Below are 19,927 nucleotides of genomic sequence, written 5' to 3' on the forward strand. Positions count from 1 at the left end.
GCTGCGCGCGGTCCGATCAGCCCGACACGTGTACGCGGCCACGGGACGGGAGCGACAGGGCGAGCTTGATGGTAGGTCGACCCTAGCCCACGAGCGCGGCGGTTCGGGTCCGGGCGGCTCGCGTGGCGCGGGCGTGGGGGCACGCACGGGAACGGGCCCCGCCGCGTGTGCGACGGGACCCGTTGATCAGGTGGATCGGCCCGTTTGGCGGGCTCCGCGACGGGTGTCGTCAGGAGTCGCTGGAGACCAGTTCCAGTTCCGTGGTGTCGTCGAAGACGATGTGGTCGTACCCCATCTCGTCGACGACCGGTGCGACCGGCTCGTTCTGCGGGCCGGGGCGACGGACCTCGGAGTGGGCTCCGCAACCGTGGTCGAGTGACACGACCCTGCCGTCGTCGGGGGCGTACTCGTTGGTGCACACGCCGAACATCTGGCGCAGCTCACCCGCGAGCGGGGTCAGGAACCCACAGGTGGCGCAGGCCGCCGGGGCGGCCGTGGCGATGGGGCTGCGCGGTCCGGGATCGCCGTTGTACCAGCGCTCCGCGGCCTGCTCGCGGCCGACCTCGGAGAGCACCTGGCGTCGGCCGAGGCCCAGCTCCCACACCATCTGTTTGTCCATGCCCTCGGCGTCGAGTTCGCTGTCGGGCACCTGCGCGTAGCCGGGGACGAGACGTTCGTCGTCCTCTTCGGTGGGGAGCAGGTCCCCCACACCGACGTCGCCGGGGCGCAGCCTTTCCTTCCAGGGCACCCAGTTGGGAGCGACCAGGGCACCCTCGCCGGGCAGCAGGACGACCTCGTTGACCGTGACGTCCTTGGCGCGCGAAGCGCGGACGACGGTGACCGAGTAGGTCCATCCCGGGTAGGAGGGGTCCAGGCACTGGAAGTAGTGGGTGACCAGGCGCGTGTCCTCGACCTGGGCGGTGAGGTGCTCACCGACCCATTCGGGTCGCCCGACCTCCGCCGCCACCGAGCGGGCCAGATCCACCGCGTCGACACATGCTTTGTCCGGTACAGGAGAACGTCGAGAAGGGCTCACGTTCACCATTCTCACTGATCGCGGGCACCGATTTGACCATAACGCGGGTCAAGGTTCGCCCGATACGACCTCTTGACGGAGTCTTGTGCCACCGGAGACGGCGGATACGGGCGATCTGGGCGCTCACCCGCCGTGATTCCGGGGGTTCAGGACAGGAAGTCACACGTTTTTTCGGCCAGCCCATCCCCAACGCGAACGAAGGGTTCCGAGACGGAGGGAAGGCCGTGGCGGACGCCGAGCACGTACACCACGGCCCTGACCAGGTCTCACGGGCCCCGGAGCGTCAGGCCTCCAGGTCGTCGGCGACCACGCGCAGCACGGCGGCGACCCTGGCCGCCTCGCGCTTGTCGGGGTGGTGGCCCCGGCGGTAGCCGTTGGAGACGTTCTCCAGGAGTTTGATGAGGTCCTCGGTGATGAGCACCATCTCGTCGGGCTTCTTGCGCCGCGCCCTGGCCACCGAGTGCTGCGTGTCCAGGAGTCTGACCTGGAGCGCCTGGGCGCCCTTGCGCCCGTCGGCCACGCCGAACTCGACCCGTTGGCCGGGCTTCAGGGTGGTGGTTCCGGTCGGCAGCGAGGTGGAGTGCACGAAGACCTCACCCCCGTCGTCCTGGGTGAGAAAGCCGAAACCCTTGTCGCCGTCGTACCACTTGACCTTGCCGGTGGGCACGTAGAGACCTCATGCTTTCACTGACGGGCGCACGCGGCGTCGGAAACGGTGCCGTCCACCTGTTCCCCCGCCCCGGGCGGCCCCTGGTTTCCATGGGTGGCCCCAGGTTAGTGCCCGAGGGCTGGCCAAGGCGAGAGGTTATGGGCGGGACCGAATTCGCGTGCTCCATCTGAGGGCCGCGGGCACGGAACGAGGCCCGGATACGGCTCACCCGGGCCTCGCGATGTCGACGTCGTCCCCGTCACCGCTGGGTGCGGAGTGTGGGACGGGACTCGGCGGAGTCAGGGACGCCGTCGACGAGTCGGTGCCCGGGCTGGAGGCCGGACCACCCATCGTGCACCGCCTCGAAGCGACAGCGGCGGTGTACCGACATGAATACCCGACGCACCCCACGCGGATACGCGGCAACGGGCGGGCCGGAAGAGGTTATTCCCCAGGGTTTGCCAACCAATGACGAAACGGACCGGTTCGGGGTGATCGGGCACCCCGGCGAGGTCAGCTCCTCGCTGCCCGGTCCGCGACCCGGGCCGCGCGTGCGGCCTTCGGGAAGAGGTACACCACGCACGCCAGCGACGTGAGCGCGAGGGCGGGGACCCCGGTGGCCGGCAGTGCCTGCTGGATGTACTGGTCGACGAACTTCGCCTCGCCGGTCCACAGGGCCGTCCCGACGACGCAGGCCAGCAGGGGGAGCCCCGCGCCGACCCACTTGTCCAGGGTGCTCCACACCTGGCTGAGCACAACGAGGGCGGCTCCGAGCACCCACAGGAAGGCCACGTCCCACCACACTCCGGTCAGGATGAGCATGACCAGGGCCACGGCCTCGGGCGGGTGGTGCCGGACCAGCATGAGGCTGTTGCGGGTCACCCCGGGCTTGCGGGCGACCCTGCCGTCCATGCGCAGGTCGGTCTGGCTGGGGCCCTCCAGCAGGGACATGAACCCCTGGTTGGGGCCGCCGCGCCAGGGCGGTGCCGGACGGTCGGCGTGACGCGGCTTGGGCGGGATCATCTCGTCGTCCTCGAGGTCGACCGCCCGGCCGGTGAGCTCCTCCTGAACGATGTGCTCGGGGGAGCCGAAGCCACGGAGAACCCGCCGCACGGTGTCGACGTCGTCGCCCTCGGCCTCGCGGCGCTCGTCGATGCGCGCCCGCAGGCTGGTGAGATAGGCGGTCCGTTCCCTGGCCGTCACACGTCCGTACAGCGCGAGTCCGACCTCGGAGAGATAGTCGAGTACCAATTGTTCGGAGCGCTGGTTCATGGCCCCATATTGGCCCACATTGACCTGCCTTTTAACCCCTCCCCCTCCTTTTCGGTCGCAGACTTCTCCGCCGATACGGTTCGGCTCGCCGTGAAGGGGGAGGCACCGGGAGCGGGTGTGCTCCGCCCCGCGCCATCACTTAGCGTTGATCCGATGACCGACTACGCGCCACCCGGGTCCGGCCGGGGCACGGGCGACCCCGGCGACCCGCCGGGGCGGCCCCCCACGTTCACCTCCTGGCTGCGCTCGCGCTCCGACGAGGAGCTCACCGCCCTCCTGGACGCGCGCCCGGACCTGGCGCAGCCGGTCCCGGCCGACATCGGCGCCCTGGCCCACCGCGCGACCTCGCGCAACGCCGCGCTGCGCGCCCTGGAACGGCTCGACCGGTTCACCCTCCAGGTCCTGGAGGCCGTGGTCGCGCTGGGCGACGACCGGCTCTCGGAACCGGTGGGCGCCCAGCCCGCGGATCTCGCCCGCGGACTGGGCCTGACCCCCTCCGGTGGTCGGGGCACGGAACCACTGGACGCGGCTGTGGACACCCTGCTCTCCCTCGCGCTGGTCTGGCCGGACCACGGGCGGTTGCGCCCCGTCCAGGTCCTGCGCGAACTCCTGCCCCACCCGGCACAGCTGGGACCGCCCGCCCGGGCCCTCCTGGCGGCACTCCCGTACGAGGCCGTCCGCCGACTGGCGCGCGACCTCGTCCCGCACAGCACCGCCAGCACCCCGGTGGAGACGGTCGCGACCGCGCTGTCCGATCCCGCGCGGCTCGCCACCCTGGCCGCTCAGGTGGAGGCGCCCGCGCGGCGTCTGCTGGACAACCTCGCCTGGGGGCCGCCCAACGGCACCGTCACCGACGCCCGCCGGGAGGTCAGCCTGGCCACGGCGGCCTCACCGGTCGAGGAGCTCATCGCCCGGGGTCTGCTGGTGGCGACCGGCGACGACACCCTGACCTTGCCCCGCGAGGTCGGCCTGCACCTGCGCTCCGGCGTGCTGTTCCGCGAGGTCGACACCGCACCGCCCGCCTTCGAGGGGCGCCCGGTCCCTCCTGAGGCCGTCGCCCGCGCCGCCGCCGGGCAGGCCTTCACCGTGCTGCGCGCGGTGGAGGAGCTGCTGGAGCGCTGGGCCCAGGAACCCGCCGCCGTGCTGCGCAACGGCGGCGTGGGCGTGCGCGACCTGCGCCGGGCCGCGCAGGCGATGGACACCGACGAGGACACCGCCGCCCTGTACCTGGAGGTGGTCCGGGCCGCCGGGCTGATCGGGACCGACCACAGGGTCGCCGGTGAGTGGCTGCCGACCCGCGAGTACGACCTGTGGCGGGAGCGCCCGCCGGAACGCCGTTGGCTGCTCCTGGCCCGGGCCTGGCTCGGCTCGGACCGCGTGGCCGCGCTGACCGGTTCGCGCGACGCGGGCGGACGCGTGCGCAACGTGCTCGGCCCCGGGCTGGTGCGGCCCGCCGCCCCGCAGTCACGCCGCGACCTCCTCGCCGAGCTGGGCGAGGCCGAACCCGGCCTGGCTCCCGACGAGGAATCACTCCTGGCACGGCTGGCCTGGCGCCGCCCCCGCCGCCAGTCCCCCGTGTACTCGGACCTGGTCGGGGCAGCCGTGACCGAGGCCGCCGCGCTCGGGCTCACCGGGATGGGGGCGCTGGCCGAGCACACCCGTCCCCTGCTCACACTCGACGAGGACGCCGACGACGCCGCCGCCCGCGTGCTGTCCGCCGAACTCCCGCAACCGCTGGACTACGTCCTCGTGCAGGGCGACCTGACCGCCGTCGCGCCGGGTCCGCTCGTCACCGGCCTCGCCCGGGAGCTCGCGATGGTCGCGGACGTGGAGTCCACCGGCGGCGCCACCGTGTACCGCTTCACCGAGGACTCCGTGCGCCGGGCGCTGGACGCCGGACGCGGGGTCGCCGACATCACCGGGCTGTTGGAGCGCCACTCGCGGACCCCTCTGCCGCAGGCTCTGCGCTACCTGGTGTCGGACGCGGGTCGCAGACACGGCAGGCTGCGCACCGGAACGGCCTCCAGCTACCTGCGCTGCGACGAACCCGCGCTGCTCACCGAGCTGGTCTCCGACCGCCGCGCCGCCGACCTCGAACTCCTGCTCCTGGCTCCCACCGTGGTGGTGAGCGGGCTGAACCGTGCGGCGCTCACCGAGCGTCTGCGCCAGCTGGGGTACCACCCGGTGCCCGAGAGCGGTGACGGCACGATGCGGCTGGGCCGCCCCGAGGTGCGCCGCGCCGACCCGGAGCCCTCCACGGCCGTCGAGGGTGCGCCGACCCCGGAGCTCACCCGGGCCGCCGTACGCGCGCTGCGGGCCGGGGACGAGGCCGCCACGGTGGCCCGTGTGCCGGTGTCGCTGCCGGAGGGAGGCACCGCCGGGTCCCGCGCCTCCGCCGTCATGGAGGTGCTCTCGGAGGCCGCCGTGGCCGAGCGCAGGGTGTGGATCGGGTACACCGACACCGACGGCCGCCAGGTCAGCAGGATCGTCGAACCCTCCCGTGTGGACGGCGGCTTCCTCACCGCCTACGACACCACCCGCGACGCCGTGCACCGCTTCGCCATCCACCGCATCACCGGTGTCGCCGAGCTGGCCCCCTCCGACTGACCCGCCCGACAGGGGACGGTGGCCGATTGGCCGCCATCGGCCACCCCTGCCCCGTCACCTCGGTTGTCTACGCCACCGATGGCAGCACCATCACCACCAGCACCGACCGGACCGGACGCGTGTGGGACACCGAGACCGGCGAGGAACTCCACACCCTCCAGGGACACGAACGACGAGGTCCTGGCCGCGGCGTACTCCGACGACGGAGCCGCCCCTGACGTCCGTCGGCCGCGACGGCGCCATCCTCGTCTGGCGGCTCGGCTGACGCCTGGCGCGGAGAACACCGGCGGGGCGGGCGGGCTAGAGTGGCGTAGGTCGATCAACGACGGCGAGAGACACCCCATGAGCAACGCACCGCTGCCCCCCGGAGCCTCCTCCCCCCGCGACCGGGCGCGCGAGGACCGCACCGTCGAGGGGCGGGACCGGGCACCCGAGCGGGATCTCGACGACGACCGCCGCACACCCGGCCCCGCGGGGTCGACGGGCGGGGCCAACAGCTCCACCATGGCGCTCATCCTGCACGCGGTGACCGCGCTCTGCTGCATGAACTGGATCTTCGGGATCGCCGGGATCACCTTCGCGGTGCGGGCCGCGCACGCCCGCGACCGGGGGCGCCCGGACCAGGCCGAGGTCCTCACCCGGTACTCCTGGTACTGCCTGGGCGCCGCGGGAGTGATGTTCTTCGTGATGCTGGTGCTGACCTTCGTGATGTTCACCCAGGCGGGAGACTGGATCCAGCAGATCGTCCCCGTGGTGAACTTCTGACCCCGGTTTGGGGCAACGAGTACGGCACCGTCCGCGTCCCACCCGGGTGCGGCGGGTATGCGACCCACAGACGGTGTTCTGCGTTAGGGGGCACGGACCAGCGGTGAACGGCGACCGGAGCGACCCCAGGGCCTTCTGGGAGCGGGGACGGACCTCCGTCCCCGGGTCCGGCGCGCCCGCGCGAGCCCCCGTCGCGCGCCCTGCGCCAGCGCCCCCTCCCGGACCGGCGCCGCAGGCGTACCAGCCCGCCACTCCGGTCCACCGCCCCTGGACGGGACCGCCACCCCCCTCCGGTCCCCCGCCCCGGGTGGGCGGGGCGGTCGCGGCTCTGATCGTGGCCGTGAGCACCCTGCTGGTCCAGGTCCTCGGCGTCTCCCTGGGCCTGTGGTTCGTCGTGCTGTTCGCCAACGTCCCCGGGATCGTCCTCGGCGTCCTCGCCCTGACGAAGGTCCCCGACACGGACGCCGTGGAGCGGTACATCCGCTACACGTGGACGGCCACCTTCGCCTACACGGCGTTCTCGGTGGTCTTCCTGCTGCCGGTGATGGTGATCGCGTCCCTGATCCTCTATCTGGGGGTCTGACCCGCGACCGTAACGAACCCCACCCGGGTACGGGCATGATCAGAGGGGTTCCCGTGTTGCACCTGGGGCCACCCTCTTCCCCGTGTCAGTGCCCGTACCCGCCGGAAGGCCCCGTGTGTCCTGCCTGATCGTCCAGTCCGACAAGACGCTCCTGCTAGAGATCGACCACGAACTCGCCCCGGAGTGCCGCCGATCCATCGCGCCGTTCGCCGAGCTCGAACGCGCCCCCGAACACGTGCACACCTACCGGATCACGCCGCTGGCCCTGTGGAACGCGCGCGCGGCCGGGCACGACGCCGAGCAGGTCGTGGACTCGCTCCTGCGCTTCTCGAAGTTCCCGGTGCCGCACTCGCTGCTCGTGGACATCGCCGAGACCATGGACCGCTACGGGCGGCTCCGGCTGGTCGGCGACCCCCGGCACGGCCTGGTCCTGGAGTCCTCGGACCGCGCCGTCCTGGAGGAGGTCGTCCGGGCCAAGAAGGTCAAGGGCATGCTGGGCGAGCGGATCAGTGAGGACTCGGTCTCCGTCCACCCCAGCGAGCGCGGCAACCTCAAGCAGGCCCTGCTGAAGATCGGCTGGCCCGCCGAGGACCTGGCCGGGTACGTGGACGGCGAGGCCCACAGCATCGACCTCGCCGACGGCGACTGGGAGCTGCGCGGCTACCAGCAGGAGGCCGCCGAGAGCTTCCACGCGGGCGGCTCCGGCGTGGTCGTGCTGCCCTGCGGCGCCGGGAAGACCATCGTCGGCGCGGCCGCGATGGCCATGACCGGGGCGACGACCCTCATCCTGGTGACCAACACCGTGTCCGTGCACCAGTGGAAGACCGAGCTGCTGAAGCGGACCTCCCTCACCGAGGACGAGATCGGCGAGTACTCGGGGACCCGCAAGGAGATCCGTCCGGTCACCATCGCGACCTACCAGGTGATGGCGGCGCGCCGGAAGGGCGTCTACACGCACCTGGAACTGTTCGACGCCAAGGACTGGGGCCTGGTCGTCTACGACGAGGTGCACCTGCTGCCCGCCCCCATCTTCCGGATGACCGCCGACCTCCAGGCCCGCCGTCGGCTCGGCCTGACCGCCACCCTGGTCCGCGAGGACGGCCGGGAGGGCGACGTGTTCTCGCTGATCGGGCCGAAGCGCTACGACGCCCCGTGGAAGGACATGGAGAACCAGGGGTGGATCGCCCCGGCCGACTGCGTGGAGGTCCGGGTGGACCTGACCGACTCCGAGCGGCTGGCGTACGCGACCGCCGAGCCCGAGGACCGGTACCGGTTCTGCGCGTCCTCGGAGACCAAGACCGACGTGGTGCGGCGGATCGTGGAGCGTCACCCGCAGGAGCAAGTCCTGGTGATCGGCTCCTACATCGACCAGCTCGACGAACTCGGCGAGCGGCTGGGCGCCCCCGTGATCAAGGGTGAGACCCGCAACAAGGAGCGTGAGCGCCTCTTCGACGCCTTCCGCTCGGGTGAGCTGCGCACCCTGGTGGTGTCCAAGGTCGCCAACTTCTCGATCGACCTCCCCGAGGCGGGGGTGGCGGTCCAGGTGTCGGGTTCCTTCGGTTCGCGGCAGGAGGAGGCGCAGCGGCTGGGCCGTGTGCTGCGGCCCAAGGCGGACGGCCGCACCGCGCGGTTCTACGCCGTGGTCGCCCGGGACACCCTGGACCAGGACTACGCCGCGCACCGGCAGCGGTTCCTGGCCGAGCAGGGCTACGCGTACCGCATCGCCGACGCGGGCGACCTGCTCGCCGGTGAGGAGATCTGACCGGAGCGGTGCGCCACCACGCCGGTCAGAGCGAGGGCAGGACGCCGATCACGTAGGTCCCGGCGGCGATGCCCCAGGCGATGAGGGAGTAGCTGAGGGTCCGGGTGCGCAGCAACCGGTCGCCCCGAACCGAGGGCGCCGTGAAGGCGGCCACCAACAGGGCGAGGCCGAGCAGCGCGGGGATCACCGAGGCCAGCGCGAACAGCTGGGACTGGGCGGCGCACGCGGTGTAGCCGGGACTGCCGGGATCACCACAGAACACGTCGTCCCCCGATCGGATCGTTCATGCGGTCGTACTCCCAAGACCGTACCGTTTCGGCGGGGCCGGATCGCCCCGGGTCACGACCGCATCCCGGTCGTGGCCGGGCCTTCCCGCCAAACCGAACCACGCTCGGAATTCGAGTGACCCAGGACACCCGAAGGGCTTTACGCGAACCCGCACCGTGTCCAATCATGAGGGGCAGTACACCTGACGGAGGTACCCCCATGACCGAGGCACCGGCCACCGAGCACCGCGACGGCTTCCACTCGCTCCGCAGCGGCGGACTCAACTGGGACTCACTCCCCCTCAAGCTGTTCGTCAAGGGCAACGCGAGGTTCTGGAACCCGGCCGACATCGACCTCTCCCAGGACGCCGAGGACTGGAAGGGGCTCGACGACGAGGCGCGCACCCGCGTCCTGCGGCTGTGCGCGCTCTTCGCGGCGGGCGAGGAGGCGGTCACCGAGGACCTCCAGCCGTTCCTGCGCGCCATGGCCGCCGAGGGCCGCCTGGGCGACGAGATGTACCTGACCCAGTTCGCCTTCGAGGAGGCCAGGCACGTCCAGGCCTTCCGTCTGTGGCTGGACGCGATCGGCGTCCGGGACGACCTCCACGAGTACGTGGACACCAACCCCGGCTACCGGACCCTGTTCCAGGACGAGCTCCCCCGCTCGATGGAGGCCCTCCTGGACGACCCCAGCCCCCGCAACCAGGTGCGCGCCTCGGTCACCTACAACCACATCATCGAGGGCTCGCTCGCGTTGACCGGCTACTACGCCTGGAACCACGTGTGCACCGTCCGCGACATCTTCCCGGGCATGCGCCGGATCATCAGGCGGATCGGCGACGACGAACGCCGCCACATGGCCTGGGGCACCTTCACCTGCCGACGCCACGTGGCCGCCGACGACCGCAACTGGGACACGGTGAGCGAACGCCTCGACGAACTCCTCCCCCACGTCATGGGCACCGTCAGGGACGGCGACGTGCCCTCGAAGGACCCGGCCGTCCAGCGCTACGAACTCCCCCCGGGCCAACTCCTGGAGTACGCGAGCGACCGCGCGCTGCGGCGGCTGGGCGCCATCGAGTCCGCGCGCGGGGTGCCGCTCTCCCGGATCGACCTGGACGCCTCACCCGAGGAGCTGGAGGAGCGGTTCGGCGAGGAGGACCGCGCCACCATGGCCCGGCTGGAGACCTGAGCGCGCGGCCCGGCACGCTCCGGGGGTCACTTCCCCTCGCGCAGCACGAGGTCGATGGCGATCGCGGATGCCACCACGAGGGTGCGCAACGGTTCCGGGAGGGAGGGGTAGCGGTGGTGCAGCGCGTAGCTGTCCGCCGCCGTGAGGAACTCCCCGAGGTCGGGCAGGCGCCGGTCGACCCTGGCGACCTCGTGGCCGACGTGGTCGCTGATCCGGAAGTCCCGGCCGACGAGGTCGCCCTCGATCGTGCCCAGCTGGCGCTTCCACGCGTCCAGCAGGGTGAAGCTGGCCCGGAAGAACTTCAGGTCCTGCTCGATGGTGCCCACCGGCTGGCCGTCGGGCAGGCTCACGCTGGTGGTCGCGGTCATCCAGGACCAGTGCTTGCGGATGACCAGCCGGAGCGCCCCGTTCGGGTCGGTGACGTGTACCCGTCTCTCGAACCCCTCGGTACTGCTGGACAGTTGCCGCAGCACCTGCACGCCCCCACCCGCGCCCTGTTCACGCGCCCGGGCGATCCACCGTCCGGACTGGTCGTGGATCTCGTAGTCGGAGATGTCAGCCATGAAGCGTCTGGGTTGGCGTACCAGGAGGGGGTTCGCGGTGAGGAGGTCCATGGGGCACGACCCTAGAGCGTGTCCTCGCGGCGCCACAGCTCGCGTCTGCCCCTCTCGGCCTCCAACGCGATCCGGCCGAAGGGCTCGGACCGCCACACCCCGTCCCGCTGGTGGTTGGCGTACAGGACCTCGCCCTCCCGTGAGAGCACGTACACCGAATCCGCGAGGTGGTGGGTCTCCAGGAACTCGACGGTGTTGGGCACTCCCAGGTAGAAGCGGTCGTGGTGGATCTCCGGCAGCCAGCGGCCGAACCCCTGGTCCCGGGTGGCGCGCTCGTGGCGGTCGAAGATCGAGAACCGGCTGTTGGAGGTGTGCGTGGCCACGAAGGCGACCTCCACCCGGTACCCGGCCTCCCTGAAACCCAGCACCCATGAGGCGGCCCAGTCCGCGCGGCCCAGCGGGTGGCTGCACACGACGTCGTGGCGGCCCCGCCGCACGTGTTCCATGGCCCGCCCGTGCAACCCGCCGACCTGCATGGACACCGAGGTGGAGGCGGCCCTGTCGTCGGCGGTCATGGACCACTCGTAGTCGGGCGAGAGCCGCAGCAGGTCGTCGCCGTCGTAGCTGACCGTCCCCTGCGGCAGGACCGGCAGCAGGAGGCGCTGGAGGGTGGACTTGCCGGAGCCGGGCTGGCCGCCGAGGAGCAGCAGACGGGGGCGTTCGCGCGGGGTGCCGGTGAGCCGGTCCCGCAGGGCGAGGTCGAAGAGCGAGTCCAGTTCGGCGTCGGTGAGCTCGCGCCCCAGGTCGCCGGGGGTGGCACCGGCCGTCGGCTGCGCGGGGTCCGCCCGGAGTCCTCCGATGGTCCGGGGCAGTTCGGCGTTCGCGCGGGCGACCTCGTCGGGGGTCATGAAGGGCAGGCGCGCCTCCTCGGAGAGCAGTCGCGCGGCGCGTTCGGACAGCTCGGGGTCCTTCTCCAGACGCGCCGTACAGGCGCCGATCGCCGCGCTGTACAGGTTGTAGGCGCGTTCGCGCTCCTGGCGCTGCTCCGTCGTCTGGGGCGGGACCCCGCCGCTGGAGCTCTCCGCGAGGAGGGGGGTGACCTCCGCCCCGACGTGTTCGGCCGAGGGGTCGGGGCCCATGCCGGGGCCGGTTCCGGAGGGGGAGGGTGCCATGTTCGTCCGCTCTCGCCGTGGCCCGTCCGGTGCGCGGGGCCGTGGGTGTACGCAACCGCCTACCCGACGAGGTTAGTGTCTCAGGTCACCCGGAGGCGGCCGTTCACCCCAGCGCACCGCGACCTAAAGTGGCCACATGTCCGCGAACTCACTTCCCTCGCCCCCCGCCGTCATCGAGGCCCTGGCCTGGGTCCACGTGCGTGAGGGCCGCCTGCTGTGCGTGCGCCCCGAAGGCAGGGACCTCCTGTACATCCCCGGCGGCAAGCGCGAGCCCGGCGAGAGCGACGAGGAGGCGGTGGCCCGCGAGACCCTGGAGGAGGTCAGCGTGGTCCTGCGTCCCGGCACCTTCCGCCCGGTCGCGGAGATCGACCAGGAGGCGCACGCCCAGGCGCCGGGGACCCGGGTGCGGTTGGTCTGCTACGCCGCCGAGCACGACGGGGAGATCGTGCCGGACAACGAGATCCTGGAGGCGGTGTGGGTCTCCCACGCCCAGCGCGACCTGTGCGCCCCGGCCGTGCGCGAGCTGGTCGAGCTCCTCCACCAGCGCGGCGAGCTCCCCTAGGACGCGCTTCCTGGATGCTTCGCTGGTGGCGGAGCCGCCAGCGATGTGAGCGGCCCCCTGGGACGGAACCACAGCCCCGGTCGGTGGTCCCGAGGTGCGGCGCCTCCGTGTGGGGGCTACCGGGTCATCCACACCCTGGAGAACGATCGGCTCATCATCTGGGTGGTGCGCGTCGGACAGCGTTCCTCCGTCTGTGAATGAGGCACGGCCGTCCTCCCCGATGCGTCGCACCGCGTTCAGGACGACGGGTCGGGGACCCGTCCGCCCCAGCTGCCGGTGTCGCGCAGGAACAGCATGGCGACGGTGACCCCGAGTGCGAACGGGAGCAGGAACACGGTCGCCATGACGGTGTCGACCCCGTTCACCTCGAACAGGTCCCAGCTCAGCAGGGCCTGCGCCGCCACCTGGAAGACCAGGTGGAAGCCCACGCAGGCCCAGAGGTTCCCGGTGACCACCCGCAGGCAGCCCAGCACCACGCTCATACCGAGGAACAGCGGCATCCTCTCGGCGACGACCTCCCACCCGCCGGTGAGGACCCACAGGCCGGTCCCCCACAGGGTGAACAGCGCCGCCTGCGCGAACACCGCCAACCAGGCGGACATCGCGGTGTTGAGGTTGCGGAAGAGGTAGCCCCGGAAGATCAGCTCCTCCGGCAGGGCCTCGTAGAGCAGCACCAACACCGTGAGCAGCACCAGGGAGAGCACGATCTGGCTCGCGGGAACGCTCGGGGTGATCGAGACCCCGAGAGCGAGGGCGAACCCCAGCCCGAGCGCGGCCGGTAGCAGCCAGGAGAGCGCGCCCACGAGCAGCGGCCACCAGGCCTCGCTCGGGCCGGTCAGCCCCAGACCGGACCACGGGCGGCGATCCAGGTAGCGGCGGGCCGCCCAGACCAACGCCGTCCCCAGGACGACGGCGATCCCGGCGTTCGTCCAGTGGGCGAGGTTGCCCCGGCCCCCGGGTTCCGCGAAGAGCAGGTCGTTGGCCAGGGTGATGGCGACCCAGATCAGCACGGCGCCGACGGTGACGACCGCGATCCGCAGGGGGAGACCAGGCCGGGCGGGCCCGACCTCACGGAGGGTTGTGTCGTTCATGGCACCAGCCTCCCGCTCCGGGGCCGCCGCGCACCATCCGGGAACACCCGGAGAACCCCCTGAGCACGACCGCCGGGCGGGCCCTCCGACGGCCGGAAAAACCAGTGGTCTCCGCCGGAGGACCTGGTTAGAGTGCCGTAACTGTGCGCGTACTTCCCCAGCCCCCGGGCACTCCGGACCACCGCTCCGCCAACCGCTACCTCCTCTGGCTCGCCCGCAAGGAGTGGCGCTCACTGCTGTGGGCCTCGCTGGTCGCCTCCGCGTACTACCTGAGCACGATCCTGGTGTCGTTCGTGCTCGGCGCGGCGCTCGACTCCGGGCTGGACGGCGGCGGGTACGGCACTCTGCTGTACTGGTTCGCCCTCATCGGTCTGTGCGCCGTGGCGGGCGCGGCCCTGACGCCCCTGTTCGAACGCGCGAGCTGCTTCAACTGGTACGCGTCCGCGTACCGGACGATGCAGCTCATCACCCGCCACTCCTCACGGCTGGGGCCGACGCTCACCCGGCGGCTGCCCACCGGCGAGGTCGTGGCGGTCGGCACCGACGACATCGACCGGCTCGGCGCTTTCTACGAACGCTCCAACCTGGCCGTCTCCTCCATGGTCGCGGTCCTGATGGTCGCCTTCCTGATGCTGACTTCCCACGTCACCTTCGGTCTGATCGTCCTGGTGGCGGTACCGCTGATCGTTGTCGGCATGGTCCCTCTGCTGCGTCCGCTCAACCGCCGCACGCACGCCCACCGCGACCGGCAGGCCGAGCTCACCACCCGCGCCACCGACCTCGTGGCCGGACTGCGGGTCCTGCGCGGGGTGGGCGGCGAGCGGTCGACCGGCGAACGGTACCGCGCCGAGTCCCAGCGGGTGCGGGCCGCGGGCGTCCGGGTGGGCTGGATGGACGCCGCGCTGGAGGCCGTCCGCACCCTCTACCCGGGACTGCTCCTGGTGGGAATCGTCTGGTACGGCGCGCGGCTGGCGCTGGTCGGCGAGATCACCGTGGGCCAGCTGGTCTCCTTCTACGGCTACACGGGCGCGCTGGCCAGCTCCGTCCGCTACTTCATGCTCTTCTCCTCCGACCTGGTGACCGCCCGGGTGGCGGCCAGCCGCGTGGTGCGTGTGCTGGGATTGGAGCACGACCTCACGGAACCCGCCGCACCGGCGCAGGCACCCACCGGGCCGCACGACCTGCACGACCCGACGAGCGGGGTGCTCCTGCACCACAGGAGGGTGACCGGCGTGGTCTGCGCCGACCAGACCGACGTGGGCCCACTGGTCGAGCGGCTGGGCCGCTACCGGAACGGCGCCGCCGAGCTGTCCGCCGTCCCCCTGGACGATCTGCCACTGCGGGAGGTCCGCCGCCGCGTGCTGGTCGCGGGCAACGACGCCCACCTGTTCTCCGGCCGGTTGCGCGACGAGCTCGACCCCGACGGCACCGGGACGGAGGAGCACGTCACCGCCATGCTCCGAGCCGCGTCGGCCGAGGACGTGCTCGCCCAGTCCCCCCTGGGGCTGGAGGTCGAACTCACCGAACGCGCCCGCGAGTACTCCGGCGGACAGCAGCAGCGCCTGCGCCTGGCCCGTGCCCTGCTCAGGGACCCCGACGTGCTGGTCCTCGTCGAACCCACCTCGGCGGTGGACGCCCACTCGGAGGCCGCCGTCGCCGAACGGCTCCGAGGGGTCCGCGCCGACCGCACCACCGGGGTGGTCACCACCAGCCCGCTGCTGCTGGACCGCACCGACCACGTCCAGTTCGTGGTGGAGGGCCGGGTGGCTGCCGAGGGTTCCCACCGGGACCTGCTCCGCACCGAAGACGCCTACGCCGCCACCGTCCTGCGCACGACTCTGGAGGAGGAGAGGGTATGACCCAGACAGCAGGCCCCCGGCCCCCTGCCGAGGAACCCGCGCCGCCCTCCGTTCCCGGCGGTCCGCCCACCGTCGCGGTCGACCCGACGGCCCTCCCGGTGGCGCCCGCCCCCGTGGTGTGGCGGCGGATGCGTCGCGCGGGCCGCGACCACGGACCGCTCCTGATCCAGGTCGTGGCGCTGTACGCGCTGGCCACGGGGTCGGCGCTGGTCGCCCCGTGGGTACTCGGGATGGTCATCGACGCCGTCCGTGACGGCGCCGCGCCGGGGCGCGTGGACGCCATGGCCCTGGTCATCGTGGCGTCCCTCCTGGTCAACGCCGCCCTTCTGCTGGCGGCCGTGGCCCAGTCCATCCGCTTCGGCGAGGGGCTGCTGGCCGAGCTGCGCGAGGAGTTCGTCCGGTCGGTGCTGCGGCTGCCCCTGGGCACCGTGGAGCGCGCGGGCACCGGCGACCTGGTCTCGCGGACCGGCCGCGACATCAACTCGCTCAGTGTGATGGTGCGTGAGTCGCTGCCCGTGTTCGCCACGGGTATGGCGACGGTGCTGGTCATCATGGTGGCCCAGGCCTTCCTGCACCCGGCGCTGCTGCTCGCGTGGGTGCCGTCCGTGCTGGTCATCTGGGTGAGCACGCGGTGGTACACGCGGCGGGCCCCGGACGGGTACCTGGCCGAGATGGGCACCTACTCCAGGCTCACCCAGGGTGTGTCCGACACGGTGGAGGGTGCGCACACACTGGAGGCGCTGGGCCGCCAGCGGTGGCAGGACCTGCGCACGGACGCCGACGTGCGCCGCGCGTACCTGGCCGAGCGGTACACGCTGTGGCTGCGGACCGTCTGGTATCCGCCGCTGGAGTTCTCGTACATGTTCGCCTCGGCCACGACCTTCCTGGTCGCGGGGGTGCTGCACGTCCAGGGCGAGCTCTCCCTGGGCCAGATCGCCACGGCGGTGTTCCTGACCGTGCAGATGTCCAAGCCCTTGGAGCGCATGATCGACCAGATCGACAACGTGATGGTCGGCTTCACCGCGATGCGGCGCCTCCTGGGGGTCCCGGCCCCGGACGGGCCCGCACTCCCCGGCGACGAAGCCGAGGGGCAGTCAAGCGAGCCCGGCACCGTGGCCGTCCACGGTGTGCGGTTCGGCTACACCCCCGGCACGGAGGTGCTGCGCGGGGTGGACCTCGACCTGCGCCCCGGGGAACGGCTCGCCATGGTCGGCCCGAGCGGAGCCGGGAAGTCCACCCTCGGCAAGCTCCTCGCCGGGGTGTACCTGCCCGGCACCGGGACCGTGCGCGTCGGCGGCGCGGACCTGACCTCGCTGTCCCCCGAGGAGCGCCGGGAACGGGCGATCCTGCTCAGCCAGGAGAGCCACGTGTTCCGGGGCACGATCGCCGAGAACCTGGCCCTGGCGCTGGACGACGAGAGCGTGGACCGGGACCGGCTGTGGCGGGCGTTGGAGACGGTGGACGCCGACTCCTGGGTGCGCGCGCTGCCGGACGGCCTGGACACCCTGGTGGGCTCCGGGCGCGACGCCCTGGACCCCGCCCACGTGCAGCAGCTGGCGCTGGCCCGGGTCGTGCTGGCCGACCCGCAGGTCCTGGTGCTGGACGAGGCGACCTCGATGATCGACCCGCGGTCGGCCCGCCGGCTGGAGGGGTCGCTCGCCGGAGTCCTCGCGGGCCGCACTGTCGTCGCGATCGCCCACCGCCTGTACACCGCGCACGACGCGGACCGCGTGGCGGTGGTGGACGGCGGCCGGATCGTCGAGCTCGGCACCCACGACGAACTCCTCGCCCGGGGCGGTTCCTACGCGGCACTGTGGAACGCCTGGCACGGGGAGGGCTGAGCCCGGGGCAGGGGCCGGAAACGGGGTGTAGGAAACGGGGCGCGGGAAGCGGGCGCCGGAAAAGCGTTGACAGACCGCCCCCGCACGGGTGATCCTCCTCCGATGACCACCCCCGAGGTTCCCCCGATGTACCGCGACGTCGACTTCAACGGCCCGCTCAACGACGAGCGGGCCGTTCGGCTGATCCGTTCACTGGGTCCCCTGACGGATCGCCACGTGGTGGACGTCGGCTGCGGCTGGGCCGAACTGCTGCTCCGCACACTGGCGACCGAACCCACCGCGACCGGGTTCGGCATCGACCTCAGCGAGGACTACGTCCGGCTCGGCCGGGCCAACGCCGAGGAGCGCGGGCTGGCCGACCGGGTCGAACTGGTGGCCGGGGACGTCGGCGCGTGGCGGGGCGAACCCGCGGACGTCATGCTCAACATCGGCGCCAGCCACGTGTGGGGCGGTGACCCCGTGGTGCACACGGCCAACGCCCTGGCGGCCCTGGCCGACCTGACCAGACCGGGCGGCCGGGCGGCGTTCGCCGAGTGTTTCTGGAAGCGGCCGCCAACCGACGCCGAGATGGCGGCCATGCCGTTCATCCCGCGCGACCAGTACCGTTCCATGCCGGAGCTGGTGGACTTCGCTCTCTCCCACGGCTTCCGGCTGATCGCGCTGGCGGAGACCACCGTGGACGAGTGGGACGAGTTCGAGAACCGGCACTGCCTGGGCTGGGAGGACTGGCTGCGGGAGAACCCCGACTCCCCCGACTTCGACGAGGTCCGCGACCGCGCCGACCGGCACCGCCACGCGCGCGTGCACGCCCAGCGGGAGACGCTGGGGTTCGCCTACCTCACCCTGCTACGGGTCTGAGGAGAGACGACCGCGCACGACACCGGGAGGACGTTCGGCTGCTCCCGGCGTTCGTGCGCCCGACCGGGCGGCGGTGGTGTGGACACTCGGCGCTCACGGTCGGGGCACTGGCACGGCACCCGGGCTTCCCGGGCACACCGAAGGGGAGGGTTCAGAAGAAGCGCAGGCGCTCCCGCTCCTGGGTCTCGGCGTTCTCGACGTAGACGCGGTCGCCCTCGGCCATGACGGACTCAAGGTAGGCGTACACCTGAAGGGCGCGGTTGATGACGTCGGTCTGGGTGTCGCCCGTCGCGGCGACGGCCTCCTCCATCGCCTTCGTGGAACGCGCGGTGAGGTTGACGGTGACCCGCGCCGGGGATCCGGCGACCCTTCTCCCGGCAGGTCGCCCCCGCCCCTGGGAGGCGTCGGTCAGTTCTGTTCCTGTGCCCTTGGGTGACATGGCGCGACCTCGTTCTCTGGCTTGACTGCGGTGGGCTCGATCCGCGAGGAGCCGCGGGAAACACGAACTCGGAGCGTGCCGGAGACACCGCACGCGGGACGGCGCGGTCGGCACGGGGAAACGACGGGGCTCGCACGGAGGATCAAACGCCTCGACGCGGAGATCCCTCCGGCAGCGACACGGACCGGGGCACTTCCATGAGCTGATCCCGGCCATCGGCATTTCCCCCCAGCACTTCCGCGACTTTGGTAAGGCTAGGAAAAGCTTAACAGACTGATATGAGATGCGGTCAAGGCATCTTTCGTCATCACATCACATGCACCAACAACGCCCTCATGGTAGGCTACGGAGCGTGGACACTCGGCGCTGCGGCGTCACCAGGTGCCGGCCTGGCCCCCCACCGAACCAGAGAGCGGCACCGCCCCCCTGCACGCCAACGCCTGGAGGTTCGTTCATGGCAGATCCCCGGGGACCTCTCCCGCGACACCGGGAGACTCGGGAAGAACCACACGTGAGGGAACTCCGTCTGGACGCCGAGTCCCCGCGCTCACGAGCGGACGTCGACATCGACCGGACCCCCTTCACCTACGGGATGGAGGCGCGCCTCAGCTCGGAGGGGCTCTCGGCCCGCTTCAAGGGCAGAGCCCGAGCCGGTTCCCCCGCCGAGCGGGCCTCGGCCTCGTTCCTCGCCCTGAGCGGAACCGTCCTTCCCCCTCTCGCGCTCGGCGGCCTGGCCCACGTCGTCGGAGCCCCTGCGGCCGTCACGCTGATCGTGGCCGGGGTCGCGTGGATGCTCGCCACCCTGGTGGCCCTGCGCATCACCGGCCCACGGTAGAGCGCGGGTGTCCGGTCCCGGTGCCGACCGGAGCCGGACACCGACGGCCCGCCCCGCCGCTCGGTACGGTCACCCCATGGACACCACGGAACCCCCGGCCTTCGATGACCTGGCCGACCAGGCCCGAGCGGCGGGCATCGAACGGTACGCGGCGGGCGCGATCGTCCACCGGGGCTCGGGGCGGGAGATCCTGCTGCTGCGCCGCCGCGACGACGACACCTCCCACCCCGGCGCGGAGAGCCTCCCCTCGGGCGGGGTGGACCCCGGGGAGGCAATCCTGGAAGGCCTCTCGCGGGAACTGCGGGAGGAGATCGGCCGGGCATCCGGCGCGCTGCCCCTCGAACCGTTCGTGACCTGGTTCGACTACGTCTCCCGGCACGGGGCACGCAAGCGCCAGTTCACCTTCGCCCTCCCCCACGACGGCGCGGAGGTGGTGCTCTCCGAGGAGCACACGGACCTGCGCTGGATACCGGCCGAGGAGTACGCGGACAGCGACCTCACCCCGCAGGTGAAGGCGGCGGTCCGCGCCTGGCTCGACGGCCGGGACGCGGGGTCAGCCCCCCTCTAGCCGGTCCGAGGACTCC

The 19,927-nt window shown here is 72.0% G+C and carries 20 protein-coding genes; 12 read left to right on the plus strand and 8 right to left on the minus strand.

From position 1 onward, the window contains the following. Nucleotides 1–229: 229 nt before the first annotated feature. The 3 genes from BDW27_RS12690 to BDW27_RS12700 all read right to left on the minus strand — a co-directional run bounded on the left by BDW27_RS12690 (nucleotide 230) and on the right by BDW27_RS12700 (nucleotide 2,957). Nucleotides 230–985: a DUF3027 domain-containing protein gene (locus BDW27_RS12690; protein ID WP_017544058.1), complete on the minus strand. Its 756-nt coding sequence runs from the start codon at nucleotides 983–985 to the stop codon at nucleotides 230–232. A gap of 334 nt (nucleotides 986–1,319) precedes the next feature. Beyond that, nucleotides 1,320–1,703, minus strand: a complete 384-nt coding sequence (locus BDW27_RS12695) for a cold-shock protein (protein WP_017544059.1) — start codon at nucleotides 1,701–1,703, stop codon at nucleotides 1,320–1,322. A gap of 495 nt (nucleotides 1,704–2,198) precedes the next feature. Continuing rightward, nucleotides 2,199–2,957 (minus strand): hypothetical protein, encoded by a 759-nt coding sequence (locus BDW27_RS12700; RefSeq protein WP_199560639.1) that lies wholly within the window; start codon nucleotides 2,955–2,957, stop codon nucleotides 2,199–2,201. A 153-nt stretch (nucleotides 2,958–3,110) separates the two neighbouring features. Here BDW27_RS12700 and BDW27_RS12705 point away from each other — a divergent pair, with 153 nt between their 5' ends. From BDW27_RS12705 to BDW27_RS12725, 5 genes are all read left to right on the plus strand, one after another. Then, nucleotides 3,111–5,564 carry a helicase-associated domain-containing protein gene (locus tag BDW27_RS12705; RefSeq protein ID WP_110049437.1) on the plus strand — a complete coding sequence of 818 codons (2,454 nt, stop codon included), beginning with the start codon at nucleotides 3,111–3,113 and terminating at the stop codon, nucleotides 5,562–5,564. A gap of 26 nt (nucleotides 5,565–5,590) precedes the next feature. Continuing rightward, complete coding sequence (locus BDW27_RS12710; RefSeq protein ID WP_110049438.1) at nucleotides 5,591–5,782, plus strand: hypothetical protein; 192 nt, start codon at nucleotides 5,591–5,593, stop codon at nucleotides 5,780–5,782. Nucleotides 5,783–5,906: 124 nt separating this feature from the next. Continuing rightward, a complete protein-coding gene (locus tag BDW27_RS12715; RefSeq protein ID WP_017544063.1) occupies nucleotides 5,907–6,329 on the plus strand; it encodes a hypothetical protein in 423 nt (140 codons plus the stop codon). Between the two features lie 340 nt (nucleotides 6,330–6,669). Beyond that, nucleotides 6,670–6,912: a hypothetical protein gene (locus BDW27_RS12720; RefSeq protein ID WP_233515740.1), complete on the plus strand. Its 243-nt coding sequence runs from the start codon at nucleotides 6,670–6,672 to the stop codon at nucleotides 6,910–6,912. A gap of 115 nt (nucleotides 6,913–7,027) precedes the next feature. Next, nucleotides 7,028–8,674 (plus strand): DNA repair helicase XPB, encoded by a 1,647-nt coding sequence (locus BDW27_RS12725; RefSeq protein WP_017544065.1) that lies wholly within the window; start codon nucleotides 7,028–7,030, stop codon nucleotides 8,672–8,674. Nucleotides 8,675–8,699: 25 nt separating this feature from the next. On the opposite strand, the gene BDW27_RS12730 is transcribed toward BDW27_RS12725, so the two are convergent. Further along, nucleotides 8,700–8,936: a hypothetical protein gene (locus BDW27_RS12730; protein ID WP_017544066.1), complete on the minus strand. Its 237-nt coding sequence runs from the start codon at nucleotides 8,934–8,936 to the stop codon at nucleotides 8,700–8,702. A 224-nt stretch (nucleotides 8,937–9,160) separates the two neighbouring features. Here BDW27_RS12730 and BDW27_RS12735 point away from each other — a divergent pair, with 224 nt between their 5' ends. Next, nucleotides 9,161–10,132, plus strand: a complete 972-nt coding sequence (locus tag BDW27_RS12735; RefSeq protein WP_110049439.1) for a R2-like ligand-binding oxidase — start codon at nucleotides 9,161–9,163, stop codon at nucleotides 10,130–10,132. A 26-nt stretch (nucleotides 10,133–10,158) separates the two neighbouring features. Here BDW27_RS12735 and BDW27_RS12740 read toward each other — a convergent pair whose 3' ends face one another. Together BDW27_RS12740 and BDW27_RS12745 are read right to left on the minus strand one after the other, a co-directional pair. Further along, a complete protein-coding gene (locus BDW27_RS12740) occupies nucleotides 10,159–10,746 on the minus strand; it encodes an LURP-one-related/scramblase family protein (protein WP_110049440.1) in 588 nt (195 codons plus the stop codon). Nucleotides 10,747–10,757: 11 nt separating this feature from the next. Continuing rightward, nucleotides 10,758–11,858 (minus strand): zeta toxin family protein, encoded by a 1,101-nt coding sequence (locus BDW27_RS12745; protein ID WP_110049441.1) that lies wholly within the window; start codon nucleotides 11,856–11,858, stop codon nucleotides 10,758–10,760. A 136-nt stretch (nucleotides 11,859–11,994) separates the two neighbouring features. On the opposite strand from BDW27_RS12745, the gene BDW27_RS12750 reads away from it, so the two are divergent. After that, nucleotides 11,995–12,420 (plus strand): NUDIX domain-containing protein, encoded by a 426-nt coding sequence (locus BDW27_RS12750; protein ID WP_110049442.1) that lies wholly within the window; start codon nucleotides 11,995–11,997, stop codon nucleotides 12,418–12,420. Between the two features lie 236 nt (nucleotides 12,421–12,656). On the opposite strand, the gene BDW27_RS12755 is transcribed toward BDW27_RS12750, so the two are convergent. After that, nucleotides 12,657–13,511 carry a CPBP family intramembrane glutamic endopeptidase gene (locus BDW27_RS12755; RefSeq protein ID WP_110049443.1) on the minus strand — a complete coding sequence of 285 codons (855 nt, stop codon included), beginning with the start codon at nucleotides 13,509–13,511 and terminating at the stop codon, nucleotides 12,657–12,659. 143 nt (nucleotides 13,512–13,654) lie between these two features. Here BDW27_RS12755 and BDW27_RS12760 point away from each other — a divergent pair, with 143 nt between their 5' ends. From BDW27_RS12760 to BDW27_RS12770, 3 genes are all read left to right on the plus strand, one after another. Continuing rightward, a complete protein-coding gene (locus tag BDW27_RS12760; protein WP_110049444.1) occupies nucleotides 13,655–15,370 on the plus strand; it encodes an ABC transporter ATP-binding protein in 1,716 nt (571 codons plus the stop codon). Continuing rightward, the gene (locus tag BDW27_RS12765; RefSeq protein ID WP_110049445.1) at nucleotides 15,367–17,211 is read left to right on the plus strand and encodes an ABC transporter ATP-binding protein; all 1,845 of its coding nucleotides are present in this window, start codon (nucleotides 15,367–15,369) and stop codon (nucleotides 17,209–17,211) included. The genes BDW27_RS12760 and BDW27_RS12765 overlap by 4 nt, the downstream gene beginning before the upstream one ends. Nucleotides 17,212–17,313: 102 nt before the next feature. Continuing rightward, entirely contained in the window at nucleotides 17,314–18,069 is a 756-nt protein-coding gene (locus tag BDW27_RS12770) for a cyclopropane-fatty-acyl-phospholipid synthase family protein (RefSeq protein WP_017544074.1), read from the plus strand. A 151-nt stretch (nucleotides 18,070–18,220) separates the two neighbouring features. On the opposite strand, the gene BDW27_RS12775 is transcribed toward BDW27_RS12770, so the two are convergent. Beyond that, nucleotides 18,221–18,508: a hypothetical protein gene (locus BDW27_RS12775; protein ID WP_017544075.1), complete on the minus strand. Its 288-nt coding sequence runs from the start codon at nucleotides 18,506–18,508 to the stop codon at nucleotides 18,221–18,223. A 511-nt stretch (nucleotides 18,509–19,019) separates the two neighbouring features. Here BDW27_RS12775 and BDW27_RS12780 point away from each other — a divergent pair. Both BDW27_RS12780 and BDW27_RS12785 read left to right on the plus strand, forming a co-directional pair. Beyond that, nucleotides 19,020–19,343 carry a hypothetical protein gene (locus BDW27_RS12780; protein WP_017544076.1) on the plus strand — a complete coding sequence of 108 codons (324 nt, stop codon included), beginning with the start codon at nucleotides 19,020–19,022 and terminating at the stop codon, nucleotides 19,341–19,343. Between the two features lie 76 nt (nucleotides 19,344–19,419). Beyond that, entirely contained in the window at nucleotides 19,420–19,911 is a 492-nt protein-coding gene (locus tag BDW27_RS12785) for an NUDIX hydrolase (protein WP_110049447.1), read from the plus strand. Nucleotides 19,912–19,927: the final 16 nt, after the last annotated feature.

This window comes from Nocardiopsis sp. L17-MgMaSL7 (assembly GCF_003182025.1).
Taxonomy (GTDB): Bacteria; Actinomycetota; Actinomycetes; order Streptosporangiales; family Streptosporangiaceae; genus Nocardiopsis; species Nocardiopsis prasina.